Source organism: Nocardia aurantia, from assembly GCF_009604425.1.
In the GTDB taxonomy this organism is placed as follows: Bacteria; Actinomycetota; Actinomycetes; order Mycobacteriales; family Mycobacteriaceae; genus Nocardia; species Nocardia aurantia.
Window position 1 is genome coordinate 22,662 of sequence record NZ_WEGI01000024.1, and the last position, 16,160, is coordinate 38,821.

General features: G+C 65.8%; 14 protein-coding genes. 9 read left to right on the forward strand and 5 right to left on the reverse strand.

The features are described 5' to 3' along the window. Positions 1–7: 7 nt before the first annotated feature. Positions 8–826 carry a mycofactocin-coupled SDR family oxidoreductase gene (locus tag NRB56_RS37030; protein ID WP_153349041.1) on the forward strand — a complete coding sequence of 273 codons (819 nt, stop codon included), beginning with the start codon at positions 8–10 and terminating at the stop codon, positions 824–826. Here the strand turns inward: NRB56_RS37030 and acs are convergent. After that, positions 739–2,916, reverse strand: a complete 2,178-nt coding sequence (gene acs / locus NRB56_RS37035; RefSeq protein ID WP_153349081.1) for an acetate--CoA ligase — start codon at positions 2,914–2,916, stop codon at positions 739–741. The genes NRB56_RS37030 and acs overlap by 88 nt on opposite strands. A gap of 125 nt (positions 2,917–3,041) precedes the next feature. Here acs and NRB56_RS37040 point away from each other — a divergent pair, with 125 nt between their 5' ends. From NRB56_RS37040 to NRB56_RS38555, 3 genes are all read left to right on the forward strand, one after another. Next, on the forward strand, positions 3,042–3,863 hold the full coding sequence (locus NRB56_RS37040) for a LuxR C-terminal-related transcriptional regulator (RefSeq protein ID WP_153349042.1): 822 nt from the start codon (positions 3,042–3,044) through the stop codon (positions 3,861–3,863). Positions 3,864–3,885: 22 nt separating this feature from the next. Then, complete coding sequence (locus NRB56_RS37045; RefSeq protein ID WP_319944083.1) at positions 3,886–5,739, forward strand: acyclic terpene utilization AtuA family protein; 1,854 nt, start codon at positions 3,886–3,888, stop codon at positions 5,737–5,739. A 62-nt stretch (positions 5,740–5,801) separates the two neighbouring features. Next, positions 5,802–6,692, forward strand: coding sequence for a LysR family transcriptional regulator (locus NRB56_RS38555; protein WP_194291131.1), 891 nt, complete (start codon positions 5,802–5,804; stop codon positions 6,690–6,692). An 89-nt stretch (positions 6,693–6,781) separates the two neighbouring features. Here NRB56_RS38555 and NRB56_RS37055 read toward each other — a convergent pair whose 3' ends face one another. The 3 genes from NRB56_RS37055 to NRB56_RS37065 all read right to left on the reverse strand — a co-directional run bounded on the left by NRB56_RS37055 (position 6,782) and on the right by NRB56_RS37065 (position 10,092). After that, the gene (locus NRB56_RS37055; RefSeq protein WP_153349043.1) at positions 6,782–7,111 is read right to left on the reverse strand and encodes a hypothetical protein; all 330 of its coding nucleotides are present in this window, start codon (positions 7,109–7,111) and stop codon (positions 6,782–6,784) included. Between the two features lie 31 nt (positions 7,112–7,142). Next, positions 7,143–8,165, reverse strand: coding sequence for an alpha/beta hydrolase (locus NRB56_RS37060; RefSeq protein ID WP_153349044.1), 1,023 nt, complete (start codon positions 8,163–8,165; stop codon positions 7,143–7,145). Between the two features lie 193 nt (positions 8,166–8,358). Further along, positions 8,359–10,092 (reverse strand): CocE/NonD family hydrolase, encoded by a 1,734-nt coding sequence (locus NRB56_RS37065; protein ID WP_153349045.1) that lies wholly within the window; start codon positions 10,090–10,092, stop codon positions 8,359–8,361. A 352-nt stretch (positions 10,093–10,444) separates the two neighbouring features. Here NRB56_RS37065 and NRB56_RS37070 point away from each other — a divergent pair, with 352 nt between their 5' ends. From NRB56_RS37070 to NRB56_RS37080, 3 genes are all read left to right on the forward strand, one after another. Then, positions 10,445–11,119, forward strand: coding sequence for a TetR/AcrR family transcriptional regulator (locus NRB56_RS37070; RefSeq protein WP_153349046.1), 675 nt, complete (start codon positions 10,445–10,447; stop codon positions 11,117–11,119). Between the two features lie 125 nt (positions 11,120–11,244). Beyond that, complete coding sequence (locus NRB56_RS37075) at positions 11,245–12,636, forward strand: MFS transporter (protein WP_153349047.1); 1,392 nt, start codon at positions 11,245–11,247, stop codon at positions 12,634–12,636. Positions 12,637–12,911: 275 nt separating this feature from the next. Then, a complete protein-coding gene (locus tag NRB56_RS37080) occupies positions 12,912–13,358 on the forward strand; it encodes a pyridoxamine 5'-phosphate oxidase family protein (protein ID WP_153349048.1) in 447 nt (148 codons plus the stop codon). A gap of 426 nt (positions 13,359–13,784) precedes the next feature. On the opposite strand, the gene NRB56_RS37085 is transcribed toward NRB56_RS37080, so the two are convergent. After that, the gene (locus NRB56_RS37085; RefSeq protein WP_153349049.1) at positions 13,785–14,690 is read right to left on the reverse strand and encodes an LLM class F420-dependent oxidoreductase; all 906 of its coding nucleotides are present in this window, start codon (positions 14,688–14,690) and stop codon (positions 13,785–13,787) included. A 200-nt stretch (positions 14,691–14,890) separates the two neighbouring features. Here NRB56_RS37085 and NRB56_RS37090 point away from each other — a divergent pair, with 200 nt between their 5' ends. Together NRB56_RS37090 and NRB56_RS37095 are read left to right on the forward strand one after the other, a co-directional pair. Further along, positions 14,891–15,790 carry an NAD(P)-dependent oxidoreductase gene (locus NRB56_RS37090; protein ID WP_153349050.1) on the forward strand — a complete coding sequence of 300 codons (900 nt, stop codon included), beginning with the start codon at positions 14,891–14,893 and terminating at the stop codon, positions 15,788–15,790. A gap of 51 nt (positions 15,791–15,841) precedes the next feature. After that, the gene (locus NRB56_RS37095; protein WP_153349051.1) at positions 15,842–16,138 is read left to right on the forward strand and encodes a YciI family protein; all 297 of its coding nucleotides are present in this window, start codon (positions 15,842–15,844) and stop codon (positions 16,136–16,138) included. Positions 16,139–16,160: the final 22 nt, after the last annotated feature.

Genomic DNA, 16,160 nt, shown 5'->3' on the forward strand with positions numbered 1-16,160 from the left:
CAGCGTTATGGCTGGTCGTATGGATGGCAAGGTTGTTTTTATTACGGGTGCGGCGCGGGGGCAGGGTCGTGCGCATGCGGTGCGGTTGGCGGAGGAGGGGGCGGATATCGTTGCGGTGGATATTTGTGAGTCGATTCCGACGGTGACTCAGTATGGTGGTGCGACGCCGGAGGATTTGGAGGAGACGGTGCGTTTGGTGGAGGGGTTGGGCCGGCGGATCGTGGCGGAGCAGGCCGACGTGCGGGATCTTGCCCGGTTGAAGGAGGTCGTGGGTGCGGGTGTCGATCGGCTGGGCCGGCTCGATGGTGTGGTGGCGAACGCGGGGATCGGGATTTCGGCGGCGTGGGACAAGTTCACGGAGCAGGAGTTCCGGGATGTGATCGATATCAATCTGGTGGGGGTGTGGAATACGGTGATGGCGACTGCTCCGGTGTTGGTGCAGGCAGGTGGTGGTGGGTCGATCGTGTTGATTTCGTCTGCTGCTGGTTTGAAGGGCGGTCCGTTCAATCTGCCGTATTCGGCGGCGAAGTTCGGTGTGACGGGGTTGGGTAAGAGTTTCGCTGCGGAGTTGGGGAAGCATCGGATTCGGGTGAATACGGTGCATCCGGGGCCGGTGGATACGGAGATGGCGCGTCATATCATGCCGTATCTGGGTGAGATCGCCGCGGGGAACGAAGCGTTGTTGTCGACGTATGCTCATTTCATTCCGGGTGATGCGATGGATCCGGTCGAGATTGCTCATGCGGTGGTGTATTTGTTGTCGGATGAGTCGAAGTGGACGACGGCTACCGCGGTGGCCATCGACGGCGGCGTCACCGCGTTCTGACATTCCGCACGGCACGGCCTGGTCGGCGGCGCGGCACTGCGGGCCGGGCTGACGACGATGCCGGCGTGAGAGGCGCCCGATCTCCTCTCACGCCGGCATCCTGGCGTGTACCCACTGCTCGGCAGGCCGGCCTGACGCCCTCGAGCGATTTCCATCCCACGCGCGATATTGTTCATGACGTGGGCATCAGCAAGAGTGCTGGCATCACCGACTTCTCGATTCTCGGCGAGGTCGCGGAGAAGACGGCGCATGATTTTGCCCGAGCGCGTCTTCGGTAACTCGGGTACGAGAAGAACGGTCTTCGGTTTCGCGATCGGGCCGATCTCCTTTCCGACGTGATTCCGAAGCTCGGCCGCTGTTTCCGCTCCGCCGTCGCCCGCGTCGTCGCGCAGGATGACGAACGCGATGACGGCCTGGCCGGTGGTGGCATCATCGGCGCCCACGACAGCCGCTTCGGCAACTTTTGGATGCGACACGAGCGCGGACTCGATCTCGCTGGTGGACAGCCGATGTCCGGAGACATTCATGACATCGTCGACCCGGCCGAGGATCCAGATGGCTCCGTCGTCGTCCCGCTTGGCACCGTCACCGGCGAAGTACATTCCGTCCCAGCGTGACCAGTAGGTCTGCCGGTACCGTTCGTCGTCGCCCCAGATGGTCCGCAGCATCGAGGGCCAGGGGTCTCGGATCACCAGGTAGCCGGATCCACCGTTGGGTACCGAATTACCCGCGTCGTCGACGACATCGGCGGTGATGCCGGGTACCGGAATCATGGCAGAACCCGGCTTGGCTGTGGTGACCCCGGGCAGGGGACTGATCATGTGGGCGCCGGTCTCGGTCTGCCACCAGGTATCGACGACGGGCGTCCTCCCTCCACCGATGTTGTCGCGGTACCAGCGGTAGGCCTCGGGATTGATGGGCTCGCCCACCGATCCGAGGATCCGCAGGCTGGACAGGTCGTAGCCGTCCGGGATGTGTTCGCCCCACTTCATGCTCGTGCGAATCGCCGTCGGCGCGGTGTAGAACAGGGTGACGCCGTATTTCGCGATGATCTCCCACCAGCGGCCGCGGTGCGGCGTGTCGGGTGTGCCTTCGTACATCACCTGGGTGGCGCCGTTGGCGAGTGGGCCGTACACCAGGTACGAATGTCCGGTGACCCAGCCGATGTCGGCCGTACACCAGTAGACGTCGTCGGGCTTGTGGTCGAAGACACCCCAGAAGGTGTAAGCGGTCTGTACGAGGTAGCCACCGGTGGTGTGCAGGACACCCTTCGGCTTGCCGGTGGTGCCCGAGGTGTACATCACGTAGAGCGGATGCTCGCTGTCGACGAGTGTCGGGGTGTGGACCACCGATGCGTCATCGACGATATCGTGCCACCACACGTCGATGCCTTCGCGGAATGCAACGTCTTCTCCTGTGCGCCGGACCACGAGCACGTGCTCGACCGGGCCGGCGCTCCCCAGTGCGGCGACGGCCTCGTCGACCGCCGGTTTGAGGGCACTGGGCTTCCCGCGGCGGTAGCCGCCGTCGGCGGTGATGACGACCTTCGCCGCACAGTCCTCGATCCGGTTCGCGAGGGCATCAGCGCTGAAGCCGCCGAACACGACCACATGGGGTGCTCCGATGCGTGCGCAGGCCAGCATCGCCACTACCGCTTCGGGGATCATCGGCAGGTAGATCGCGACGCGATCGCCGGCGGAGACTCCGAGCTGAATCAGCGCGTTGGCTACCTGGGAAGTCTGGTCTTTGAGTTGTGCGTACGTGATATCGCGGGTATCGTCCGGTTCGCCCACGAAGTGCAGCGCGATCTTGTTTCCGCGTCCGTTCTCGACGTGCCGGTCGACGCAGTTGTAGGCGGCGTTCAGCTTGCCGCCGACGAACCACTTCGCGAATGGGGGATCGGTCCAATCGAGAACCTGTGTGAACGGTTCGGCCCACGAGATTCGCTCGGCCTGACGGGCCCAGAACCCGAGCCGGTCGCTGTCCGCCTCCGCGTAGGCTGCCGCAGTCAGGTTGGCGTTCGCTGCCAGATCGGCCGGGGGTTCGAACGTGCGGTCCTGCTCGAAGCTGTTCGAGGAATCTGTTCCCATCGCAGGGACTCCTTGCCTACATCTCATTTCACCGCGAAGATAACGCGCAGTGAACATCCGACTTGCGCAGCACATCGTGATCGACTTCCGCGCGCCCCGGTACCTCCGAAAGAAGGTAGGCGGTATTGGCCGACCAGCTATTGCGACCGAATGACCTCGACTTGCTGCGGCAGGCCGGCCGACAGATCCGGAGAGTCTCGAAGGATTTTGTGGCCTTCGGCGGCCTGACCCAGAACGGCACGGTTCCCGTACGCGCGATCTCGGGTGCCGGGCCGCGACGCCTGTCGTCGATCGTCGTCCGCCCCGAGCGGGGCCTGGGCGGGTTGAGTTGGGTGGATCGACGACCCGTGCGAGTCGACGATTATGCGCGGTCGTCGAGGATCACCCACGACTTCGACGCGCAGATCCTCGGCGAAGGGATCTTCAGCCTGGCGGTCGCTCCGATCATCGTCCGCGGTTGTGTTCGAGGGCTGATGTATGTAGGACGACGCACCCCCGAGCACGAATGGAACTCTGCTCTCTCGACATTGCAACGCGAGGTTCGGTCGCTGGCACACGAGATCGACATTCGGGACCGTGTCGACGAGCGAATTCGCTTGTTGCATGCGACCGAACCGGATGCTCGGCCGATTTCGGCCGGCCTCGGGGTTGTCCAGGAGCGACTGCGTGAGATTGCTTCGGGCACAACCGATCCACGGACCGCGCACGAGTTGCGGACGCTTCTCGCCGACGTCCGACCGGCAGTTGCCGAGGCAATACTCACCCCTCGTCAGACCGATGTCCTCACACTCGTCGCTCTGGGACTCACCAACGAAGAGATCGGCTCTCGTCTGGGATTGTCCACGACCACGGTCAAGAGCTATCTGCGCGACGCCATGGCGCGGCTCGATGCGCGGACTCGGCATGCGGCAGTGCTGGAAGCCCGACGCCGCAATCTGATCGGGTAGAAAAAAGGTAACGGCTCTTCTCGTGGCCTGGGACGTGACCACAGTGGTCGTGTCGACCGCCTGGAAACGGTCATGGTCGCCGCGCCCACGGCGAATTAATATCGGCCTCATGAGCGAGACTTCTGTCCGGATCGCCAATTTCTCCGGTTACCTCGGTGACCGACGGACGGCGATCGATGAAATTATGGCGGGTGACCCGATCGACGTCCTCATGGGCGATTATCTCGCCGAGGTCACGTTGGCCGCGCTCGCAGGTGATGCCCGCCGTGGTTCGGAGGGGGGCTACGTCTCCTACTTCGTCCAGCAACTCAGGCCGCATTTGGCGGCGGTGGCGGACCGTGGGATCAAGGTTGTCACGAACGCTGGTGGCTTCAATCCGGCTGCGCTCGCCGAGGCCTTGCGTGCCATCATCGCCGAGGAGGGCCTGTCTCTGCAGGTCGCGCACATTTCAGGTGACTCGATCCTCGATCGGCTCACCGACCTCCAGGCCGAGGGACACGGGTTGGAGCACCTCGACACCGGCGCGCCGCTGAAGGACTGGGGGGTCGAGCCGGTCTCCGCCAACGCCTACCTGGGCGCGTTCGGCATCGTGGCAGCGCTGCAGCGGGGCGCCGACATCGTGGTGACCGGGCGGGTCACCGACGCTTCCCTGGCGGTCGGTCCGGCCGCATGGTGGCACGGCTGGAGCCCGGACGATTGGGGCCCGCTCGCCGGCGCGGTCACCGCGGCGCATGTGATCGAGTGCGGAGCGCAGGCCACCGGCGGCAACTTCTCCGGCTTCCAGACCGTGCCCGGCATTCGCAAGCCGGGGTTCCCCATCGCCGAGATCGCGGCCGACGGCAGCAGCGTGATCACCAAGCACAGCCGCGACGGGGGCGTGGTGACCGTGGACACGGTGACCGCACAGCTCGTGTACGAGATCCAGGGAACCAAATATCTGAATCCGGACGTGACCGCGCATCTGGACACCGTCGAGCTGACACAGCTGGGCCCGGACCGGGTGGGTATCGGTCCGGTGCAGGGTACTCCTCCGCCGCGTACCGCCAAGGTCGCGTTGTTCGCCCAGATCGGCTGGCAAATCACGCAGATGGTGTTCTGTACCGCTCCTGATGTCGAGGCCAAGGTCGCCCTGTTGCGTGAGCAACTCGCCGAACCGCTGGCCGAGGTCGAGGAGCTCGACGTGACGCCGTTGGGCACAGCGGCCGAGGACCCGGCGTCCCAATGGGAGGCCACGGTCCCGATCCGCATCATGGCGGCGTCCCGGCGGCGGGAGGACCTGCGTGCGTTCAGTGGGGTGGTCGCCGGGCTCTACCTGCAGGGCTACCCGGGCTTCCACCTCGACGGCAGTGCGCAGCGGCTCGGGCCGCCGTGGCCCCGCATCGACTACTGGCCCGGACTCCTGGATGTCGAGGTCCTGGACCACCAGGCCGTGTTCGGGGACGGAACCGTCGTGGCGGCGCCTCGGCCCTCCCGCTACGCCGACGCCGCGGACCTCGTACAGCCGCGTCATCCCGAGCCGCAGCCGGCGGACACGGCCGGGCGGCGTCTGCCGCTCGGTACGCTTGCCTACGCCAGGTCGGGCGACAAAGGCGGAAACTCGAACGTCGGGGTCTGGGTCTCGGACAGGGCACAGTGGGAATGGCTGCGGACCACCCTGACCTCCGATGCGGTGCGCACCCTACTGCCGGAGACGCGTGATCTCGCGATCGTGCGCCACGAACTGCCGCACATCAACGCCGTGCACTTCGTTTTCAAGGGCCTGCTCGGCACCGGAGGTTCGTCGAATCTGCGCGTCGACCAGGTCGGCAAATCGGTCGGCGAGTACCTCCGGGCGAAGCACGTCGCCATCCCGGAGAAGTACCTCGATCTGCGCTGAGCGGACCGAACGGCATCCAGCCCAGCATCCGCTGCCTCGAAACCGGTCAGTAGGCTCTGCACATGGACCTGCGGCATCTGCGATATTTCATTGCCGTCGCCGAGGAACTCCACTTCGGACGGGCCGCCGCGCGGCTGCACATCGCCCCGTCGCCGTTGAGCCAGCGAATCAAGGATCTCGAGCGCGAGCTCCGCACCCCGCTGTTCGACCGGGCACACCACTCGGTCGGCCTGACCCGCGCAGGTGAGGAGCTCCTGCCGCTCGCCCGGGACATCGTCGACCGGTTCGATGCGATCCCGGGCAAGCTCGGCAGGCGTCTGGGTTCTCGCCGGCGGCTCGCCCGAGTGGGAATCGCGCCCGACGTGACCGCGCCGGTCAGGGAGACGTTCCGGGCCGCCGTCGAGGACCTCGAGACCATCCAGCTGCGATTCCACCCGGACAACAGCGCGCCGCTCGTCGGTGGTATCCGCAGAGGCGAGCTGGACCTGGCGTTCGTCCACGGCCGGGTTGCCGGAGCAGACCTCACATCGGTGTTGGTTTCGTCCTCACCCGCGGGCGTGGTGGTCGGTACCGGCACCGGTTTCGACGAGAAGGACTCTCTGCTGCTCAGTGAGTTGCGAGACGTCCCCTACGCGTCGATCAGCCAGGATTCGGCCCCGTCCGTCTATCGGGCGACCGAGGCGCTGCTGTCCAGACACGGGGTGCGGCGCCGGATCGAGCTCGACACCCACCACCCGGCCGACCTGGTCCATGTCGTGGCCTCCGGCCAGGGCTTCACCTTCGTCAGTCTCGAAGGCGGCGCCACCTACAAGGCGTTCGTCGGGGAGCCCGTTCGTATCCTGGCTGTCGATGATGTCCCGCTGCGGCTCACCACCTACGCGATATGGCGGACCGACCGGGACGTTTCCGGCGACGTTGTCCACGAGCTGAGCATGGTCGTGGCCGGGCTGTGAGGCCCGGAGCCGGGTGTGCGGCGAAACGCGTCATCGCGGGCGTAGCGCACTACACCCGCGATGACGAAGTGGATAACGCTCGGCCTCCGTTACGCCGAGAAGACGGGCGTCGCCACCACCGACAGGGTCAGTGACATGTCGAGAGCCGGGCTGAGCGGCATGTCGTCCGTCCCGAGACGGCGGCGCGCCTCTTCGATCACCGTCATGGGATCCTCGGCTTCCAGTTCGTAGACCGCCATGAAGTCCCATTCGGGCGACTGGGGCGGTCCATCCAGTTTGTGCACCGTATGCCGCGCGCCCGACACGAAGCCGGGGACGCGGAGGTGGTCCGGGATGTGCTGGTTGTCATACCAACTGGCCAGTTCCTCCCGTCGGCCGTCGACCGCCTTCGTGAACACCACGATCTGAAAACGCGCCATCCGCCCGCTCCGCTCTTTCCGGATCCATGTACTAATTGACGCCGCTCAGGACCGAACCGGGGTGGCCTGCGGCTGTCGTTGCCGTTCCTGCTGTTGGTGACTTCTGGCCGAGCACGCGACGCAATGTTTCCATCCGGCGGGTCAGTATCTGCTGTGCTAGGGGAGCGTTGCCGGCGAGGTTTTCAGCGCCGTGGTACGCGCCTGGGTAGACGGTGAGTTCGGTGGGGACGCCGGCGTGCATCAGTCGCATGGCGAATCGGATGTCTTCGTCGCGGAAGAGGTCGACGGTGCCGACGTCGATGAAGGTCGGCGGCAGGTCGGTGAGATTCTCGGCGTGGGCGGGGGCGGCGTAGGTGTCGGGTTCGTGTCCGGCGAGGTACCACTGCCATGCGGCGATGTTGTCCGAACGGTCCCAGGTTCCGAGGTCGGTGATCTCGTGGCTGGAGGGTGTGGCGTTGTCGGGGTCGATCATAGGAGCGAGTGCCATCTGCAGGGCGGGTAGGGGAGCGCCGCGATCGCGCGCCAGCAGCGACAGCGCCAGGACCAGGCCGCCGCCGGCGCTCTGGCCATAGATCGCCACACGGTCTCGGTCGAAACCGAGTTCGTGGGCGTGGGACATCATCCACACGTAACCGGCGTAGCAGTCTTCGACGGGAGCGGGGTAGGGGTTTTCGGGCGCCAGGCGGTAGTCGACCGAGACGACAATGCAAGGGAGTTCGGTACAGAGGTTTTCCGCGAACGTGTCGTCGAATTCGACGTCTCCCATGACCATTCCGCCGCCATGGATGTTGTAGATGGCGGGGAGGGCGCCTTCGGTGTCGATCGGCCGGTAGATTCGCACAGACAGATCGGGGGCATCGCTGGGACCCGGAATCGTGCGGTCTTCCTTGACGACGGGGGCATCCTGAAGCTGGGGGCGCATCGACAACAGTTTTTTGATTTGCGCGCGCTTGGCGGTGAGGTCTTCGAGTGTTTCGAGTCCGCCTGGGAACAGTGTGCGGACTTCGTGTAGTGAGGGGAGTAGTTCGGGGTCGACCCGATCGATTGCAGACATGAGTAATCCTTGGTGGTGAACGAGGGTTGTGGCGTGTTCGACTGAATTCGCCGAGATCTTTCATCGGAGGGCTGATCAGAGTGGTGAATGCCTGTCCAGGGCAGCGGAGCGATACGCGTCGCGCGAAAATCGAGCGCCGTACCGCCGAGCCGGATGTGGTGTGATCCGCTTTTCGCTCATCACCCCGGGGTGGTCATCGGCTGATGATCGGCAGGATGAGGCGGCTGGGTCGGGTGCCGCCGTGGTGGATGGTGTTGTGGGCGGTGATCATGTCGTGAAGGGCTTCGGTGGCGATCGCGCCGCCGGTGTTGGAGTTGCGGTCGTAGTGGGGGAAGTTGCTGCTGGAGATGTCGAGCCGGATGCGGTGGCCGGGGAGAAAAACGTTGGAGGTCACTGCCATGGGAACGGTCACCTCGTAGACCTCGCCGGGGGTCATGAGTTCCGGTGCGGACAGGTTGTTGCGGTAGCGCAATCGCAGGATGCCGTCGCACACGTTGAGGGCTGTGCCGTCGGGGGAGACGTCGACGAGTTTGGCGGTGATGTCGGTGTCGACGGCGCTGGAGGAGACGAACACGGTGAGGTTGACGAAGCCGGTGACCTCGACGGGCTCGTCGAGTACGGGGCTGATGTAGCAGAGGACGTCATCGCGGCCGTCGACGATCTGCTGGTCGACGGGTCCGACGAGTCCGGGCAGGGGCGGTAACAGGGCGCCGCCGGCGGTGGGCACCGGGTCGCGGGGGTCGTAGCGGAAGCTGTCCTGTGCTTCGGTGTGTGGCGGTTCGAGTTGGAGGGTGCCGTCGCCGGTGCGGGTGTTGGCGGAGCCCGCGCTGTGGAGGTGGTAGTCGGTGTAGCGGGTGTCGGGTAGCGGCCAGTCCTGCTCGTCGCGCCATTGGTCGATGCCCATGACGAAGATGCGAACCCGTGGCGCCGGAGTCGATTCCGGGCGGCCACGCAGCCACTTGTCGAAGTAGGCGACGTGAGACGCGGTGTGGTCGCCGAAAGCGGCCGTCCCGAAGAACCGGTCCCGGAACTCCCCGTTCATGGGGAACTCGTGATGCCAGGGGCCGATGACGAGCCGGGACCCTTCCCGGGCCTCGTCCGAACCGGCCTCGGTGCGCATGCGGACGAAATCACCGACGGTCTCGTCGACGAACAGGTCGTACCAGCCGGAGGTGAACAGCGCCGGGGCGGTGATCGACCGGAACAAGGGCCGCCAGTCCTGGGCTTTCCAGTAGTCGTCGAAATCGGGGTGGGCGAGCCAGTCGTCGAACCAGCGGCCCTTGCCGATCACCGGCAGGTCGGCGACTGGAGTGTCGTCGTTCAGCGGCATCGGGTCCGTCAAGGCATTCCTGAGCCGTGTCAACGTCTCGTCGGAGGTGATCTCACCGGCCTCGAGGGCTCGCTGCTCTTCGGCCGCGTACATGAAGGCATTCCAGAAGGTCACCGAGCTCAGCTGCAGCGCTCCGCCTTGGGAGTACCAGTTGCCGGCGTACCAGTCCGCGGAGGTGACGCTGGGTGCGATCGCCTTCAGGCCGGGCGAACCGGTGGTCGCCATCGCCCACTGGGTCATGCCCATGTAGGAAGCGCCGTAGGTGCCGACGGTGCCGTCGTACCAGTCCTGCTCGGCGAGCCACGCGAGAGTGTCCTCACCGTCGGCGATCTCGTCGAGCTTGGGCCGGAATTCGCCGTCGGAGGCGAACGTGCCGCGTCCGTCCTGAATGACCACCGCGTATCCCGCGTTCAAGAACGCGGTCAGCGACGGCACCGGATTCCCGGGCCCGCCGGCGAAACGGTCCATCTCCTTGTTGTAGGGAGTGCGCATCAGCAAAGTCGGCGCCTTCCCCTCCGCAGGGCGCCACACATTGGCCCGCAACGTCACCCCGTCCCGGGTCTTCATCGGGACGTCACGTTCGTAGATGTGCCTCATCGATCTCCTCGTCGAGAATCCTGGCCGCGCGTCCGACCAACTGACCCGAGTCCCTCGGCTCATGAGACCTGAACGCTTGTAAAGCCTGAACGCATGTAAAGTACGTGCACCGAAACCACTGTGTCAACGGTCACTGCCGTCCGCCCCAGCGCACGGTCTTGCCCTGAGCAGCCGCGAAGGCTGCGCGCACGGTCGGCAGCCTCGGCCCGGTACGGGTGCGATCGGCTTTCCGTCCGGCTCGATGCCATGATGGCGGGACCGGTTGAACCGGCGGTGGCTGCCCTGGACTGAGGAGATATGTATGAAAACCGCGGGTGAGCGCATCCCCTTCGGGTCGAGTCGGCTCGTCTGAATGAGTCCCGCATCCCGTGCCGAGAGTGCCGCGACCCGTGATCGGCTGCTCGAAGCCGCCGAACGACTGTTCGCCGAGCGAGGCGCCGATGCGGTGTCGATGCGTGAGATCGCGCGCTCCGCGGGCGCCCGCAACGTGATCGCCGGACAGTACTGGTTCGGGGACAAGGCCGGCCTCATTCGGGCGTTGCTGAACAAGCACACCCCGGAGGTCGAGGCGCGCAGACACGCGTTGCTGGACGCCTACGAATCGACCTCCGGTGCCGGAGGCCTGCACATGCTGGTAGCGGCGCTGGTGCATCCTCTGGGCGCGAAACTCGACCAGGGCATCGCGGGCGCCGGCTACCTGCGTACCGTCAGTGACCTGCTGACCCGGCCCGTTCCCTCGGTCATCGAGCCACTCGGCAGTGACGATCCGGGAGGCAGCCTGCGCCGCTGGAGCGCGCTGGTCGAACCGTTGCTGGCGCCCGACGCCGTCGCTATGCATCGTCGCTTCCTCACCGTGCGGTTCGTCGTGGTGGAGGTCGCGCTGCGCTCGCAGTCCGGCAAGACCGATCACGCGCTGTTCCTCAGCCATCTCATCGACGTTGCGGCAGGCCAGCTGACCGCGCCACTCAGCGAGAGCACACTGCGGCTGCGTCGGCAGCGCCTGTCCCAGGCGAACGTACAGAGCTGAGCGCGATCCCCCGCGCGGCTCTGTGACCGGGGTAACTCGGAGCTCTTGCCAAAGTGGCTCACGTCACGTACTTTACGATCGTTCAGTACTTTGCCAGGCATGGGCCCGCCCAATGGAGGACGCCGGTGACTTTTGCCGATTCAATTGACGTACAACAGATTATCGACCGCGCACACGTGTCCACCATGCAGAAGAAGTCGCTGGCGCTGTGCGTGGCATTCGCCGCCACGGAGGGACTGGCCTCGCTGATCCTCGGGTTCGTCATACCCGCGATCTCGACCGAGTGGGGAACGACCCCCGCCGGCCTGACGCCGGTGGCGCTGGCCGGGCAGATCGCTGTCGCCGTGGGCGCGCTGTTCGTGGCTCCGCTCGCGGACAGAGTCGGCCGCCGGCCCTTCGTCCTGGCGGGGGCCGCGATATTGGCGGCTTCCACATTGGCGGCCGCGGTGGCTCCGGACCGCCTGGCGCTGGGGCTGGCGCTGGCCATCGGCGGGCTGGCCTTCGGCGCCGTGCCCGCCGCGGTCCTCGCGTACGGCACCGAAATGGCGCCCACGCGGTTTCGCGGCACCCTGGTGGGATTCATCGGTACCGGGATGGCATTGTCGGGGGTCCTCTGCGGCGTGGCGGCGGGAATCGTGATCCCGACGCTGGGATGGCGGGCGCTGTTCGTATTCGGCGGCGCGGTGGCGCTCGTCATCACCCTCCTGGCCGTCAAATGGTTCCCGGAGACCTTGCAATTCCAGGTGCTCAAGGGTCGGCGGCAGCAGGTGATCGACGGCCTCGCCGCAATCGACCCCACCGTGACGGTGCCGGCCGACGCGACCTTGGTGGTCCCGAGGGAAGAGCAGCAGCGGTCCTTCAAGGTCCTTTTCGCCGAGGGCCGTGGCTGGATGACGATCACGTTCTGGGTTGTCTACCTGTGCCAGTTTTTCACCAGCCTCTTGATGTTCAATTGGCTGCCGTCGGTTCTCACCGGCGCAGGCGCGAGCGTTACGACGGCCTCGTTCGCCACCGCGGTATTTCCGTTCGGTGCGATGCTCGGCGGCCCGGTCGTGGGGGCGATGATGGATCGGGTGACGAGGCGGTTCCCGCTCGTCGCGCTGAGCTTCGCCCTCGGCGCAGCCGGCATCGTGGCGACCGCGTATCTGGTGCAATTCGTCGCCGTGTTGTTCGTTGCGCTCCTAGTCGCGGGTTTCGGCGTGATCGGAACCGGGGCAGCACTCAATTCCGCCGTCGGGTCTCTCTATCCGGCCCAAGTGCGTTCGGCGGCGCTCGGGTGGGCGAACGGCTGGGGGCGCGTCGGCGCGATGGTCGGCCTCGCCGTCGGCGGATGGCTGCTGACCGCGGGCCTCTCGGCGCAGTCCATCTTCTTGTTCTCGGTCGCGCCGGTGGTGGTCTGTATCGCCGGTGCCATGATCCTGAGTGTCGCGGTGCGCAGTGTGCGGCCACATGAGGAACTCCCCGGCTCCGTGCTCGAAGCCTCCGCGGACCGGGTGGGCGAACTCTCCGTGCGCTGAACACACGCACAAAATTCTCACCGAGAGGTCTTCGGTGGCTTTATGGATGGCTAGGTTTTTTTATTACGGGTGCGGTGGTGGGTCGAGCGTGTTGATTTCGCCTGCTGCTGGTCTGAAGGGTGGTCCGTCAATCTGCCGTATACGGAGATGGCGCGTCATATCATGCCGTATCTGGGGTAAGATTGCCGCGACCGCTCGTATGTCACCGGTCAATTCAATAATTTCCAGGGGACTACGGCATTGATCCTGTCGGGAGCGCGCCATATTGTGGTGTTATGACAAAGATTTCCTCTCCGATCGAGTCCATGACAGCATCCGCTGAAAGCCCCAAGCTCGGTGAGATTGCTGGAAAGGCCGATGACCCCGTGCTGTGGCTCGGGACCGTGACGTCGCAGGGTCGTCCGTCGATCCGGCCCGTGTGGTTCGTCCTCCACGAGGGAAAGTTCGTGATATTCAGTACTCCGAACGCGTGGAAGGTCCGCCATGTCCAGGCGAATCCTGATGTGTGTATTACCTTCCACACCGACCCCGCGGCCAAGAACCTCCTCGTCGTCGCCGGCCGCGCCGAGGTCTCGCTCGAGGGCCACCCACCGTCGTCGATCCCGGCCTACGGGGTGAAGTACGCGTCCGGCTTTGCGGACTACAACTACAGTCAGCAGCGGTTCGACGAGCTGTACCCGACGCGCATCACTGTGACCCCGGAGCGGGCATGGGGATGGTGACAGGCGCACCGTGGTCGATCGGGGGTGGGGTCCGCCGAAACCGCGCGGTGCGGGGGAGCGGAGACTCGGCGGCGATCGAGCCGTAGCTTGCTGTTGATCCACGCACCCTTCCCGAGAGGTGCGTGGATCAACAGCGCCTTGCCGTGCAGGGGGAACCTGCGTCGTCCCATTTCCCGCGACGTTGTGCCGAGGCTGCCGCCACTGCAGACGACTCGGGCTGCCATCGAGGACCATCCGCCACGCGCGGCCGAAGGGCTGGTGCCGGTCCACCGAACGGCCGCGACAGCCTGCCGGTTGGCCCGTAGCGCATTCGGGTCCAGTCATCGACCTTGGTCTCCGGCGTCCTGCCGTGGGCGGCGCGGAGTCGCGAGTCGGCTCGCGTGGCACAAGCATCGCTCGAGATGCTTGTGCCACAGGAGCACGGGCTCAGCGAGACAGCGACGCCAGTGGCTCGGCGAGGGCGCGCCACTGGGCCTCCGGCACGCTCCGCTTCTGCGCCGACAGCACCTGCACAGCGACGTGGTCCGCGCCGGCGTCGAGATGCGCTTGCACCCGGGTGACCACTGCCTCGACGTCTCCCCAGGCGACGAGGGCGTCGACGAAGGCGTCCGTCCCACCGTCGACCAAATCTTCCTCGGTGAACCCGAGGGTCTTTATGCTGTTGACGTAGTTGGGTTGTCCCAGGTACGTGCTGGTGTACCGGCGGCCGATCTCGCGCGCCTTCACCGGGTCCGTCTCCAGGATCACGGCCTGCTCGGGGGCGAGCAGCGGCTCGGAGCCGAGTATCTCCCGCGCCTGCGCGGTGTGCTCCGGGGTGACGAAAAATGTGTGCGCACCCTCGGTCCGCTCGCCGGACAGACCGAGCATCTTCGGGCGAAGGGCGGCGAGGACGTAGCGCGCGGGGGTCGTCGGGCGCTGGGCGGTATACGGCGCGCCGTCGATGCCGTCGAGATACTCGCGCATCGCGGTGAGCGGCTTGCCGTAGGTGTGCCCGCGCAAGCCACCGACCAGGTTCTGATGGCTCACGCCCAGGCCGATGAGCACTCGCTCGGGGAACGCCTCGGTGAGCGCCTTTGTGGCGCCGGAGGTGGCCACTGCGTCCCGCGCCCAGATGTTCGCGATGCCGGTTGCGCCGATCAAGCGTTCAGTAGCGGAGAGTAGCAGCGCGAGGTGGACGAACGGGTCTCGGCCGGCCACCTCCGGGATCCAGAGCGCGCCGTAACCCAAGGACTCCAGTTCAGCGGCAATTTCTTGGGCACGGGCGGCGGGCACGGTATCCAGCGCCCCGGTCCAGAGTCCGACGGCCGGAAGGGTGAATCTCGTCTTGGTCATCGTCCGACCTTAACGCTTGATCAGTTTATCGATCCATTTGCCCTCGGGGCATTAGTGGGCGCGGCTTCCGGGCAGGCAGATCTGCAAGAGAGTGTTGCAACACTGTCCGTTGTACAGCCGGCGACGATTACCGAGGATTTGGGACGGAACAGGTATTCATCGACACCCCTGGCTGGTGTCCGTCCCCGAAGGAGCTGGGTATGAGCAAGGTCGCGTGGATCGGGCTGGGTCATATGGGTGTACCGATGTCGAAGAACATGGTCGAAGCCGGACACACTGTTTTCGGGATCGATATCGCCGAACCGGCACGAGAGGCCGCGCGGAAAAACGGTGTCACGGTGGTGTCCACCGTCGCCGAGGCGGTACGTGACGTCGATGCGGTCTTCACCATGCTGCAGAACGGCTCGATCGTCACCGATGTCGTGACCGGACCCGATGGGGCCTTCGCGCACATGCCGGCGGGCGCTGTCGTCATCGACTGCTCGACCATTGGTATCGAGACCGCTCGAACGCTGGCGGCCCAGGCCAAGGAACGCGGCCTCGGCTTCGTCGACGCGCCGGTCTCCGGGGGCGTGGAGGGAGCAGCCGACGGCAGTCTGACGCTGATGCTCGGCGGGGACATCGAACACGTCGCGATCGCCGAGCCGCTGCTGAAGTCGGTCGGCGAATACATCGTTCACGTCGGCCCGAGCGGCGACGGCCAAGCGATGAAAGTCGTCAACAACGCAATGATGGCGGTTGGAATGGCAGCCGCGTGCGAGGTCTCGGTGCTCGCTCGGCGTCTGAAGCTCGACCCCCAGGTCTACTTCGACATCGTCACGAGATCCTCGGGCGACAGCTGGGTCTTCCGCAACTGGTTCCCGCTGCCCGGAGTCGTCGAAACCTCGCCCAGCTCCCACGGGTACGAACCGGGATTCATGATCGATCTGATTCACAAGGATCTGCGTCTGGCGAATGCCACTGCGGCCGAATTCGGGGTGCAGTTGCAGACCGCGGCGGCCGCCCAGCAGCTTTTCGCCGCCGCCAGCGCTCAGGGACTCGGCGAAAAAGACTGCACCGGACTGGTTCTCGGGCTCGACGAGACGGTCCCGTCCGCGTGAGACCGCCTGCCCGCCACTCGGCGGCACGCCCCGACCGTTGGAGGACATTCGATGGCTTTGTTCACCCTTGTCTACCGCTACGTCGACGACGACGAATTGGTCACCGCCCACCGGCCGGAACATCGCAGCTATCTGCGGGATCTGGCCGAGGCGGGAGAGCTGGTCCTCGCCGGCCCGTTCGGCGGTCCGGGACCCGCCGGCGGCCTACTCGTGCTGAACGTCGCATCCGGTGACCGGGCGATCGAGATCGCGGACCGCGACCCGTTCACCCACCGAGGCGTCATCGCGGACAGGAGTATCCGCAGTTGGACCCTGTCCATAACCCCGGACGGCTTTCCCCCGGCCTGACCGAAGACGCCGGTTGGCGGTC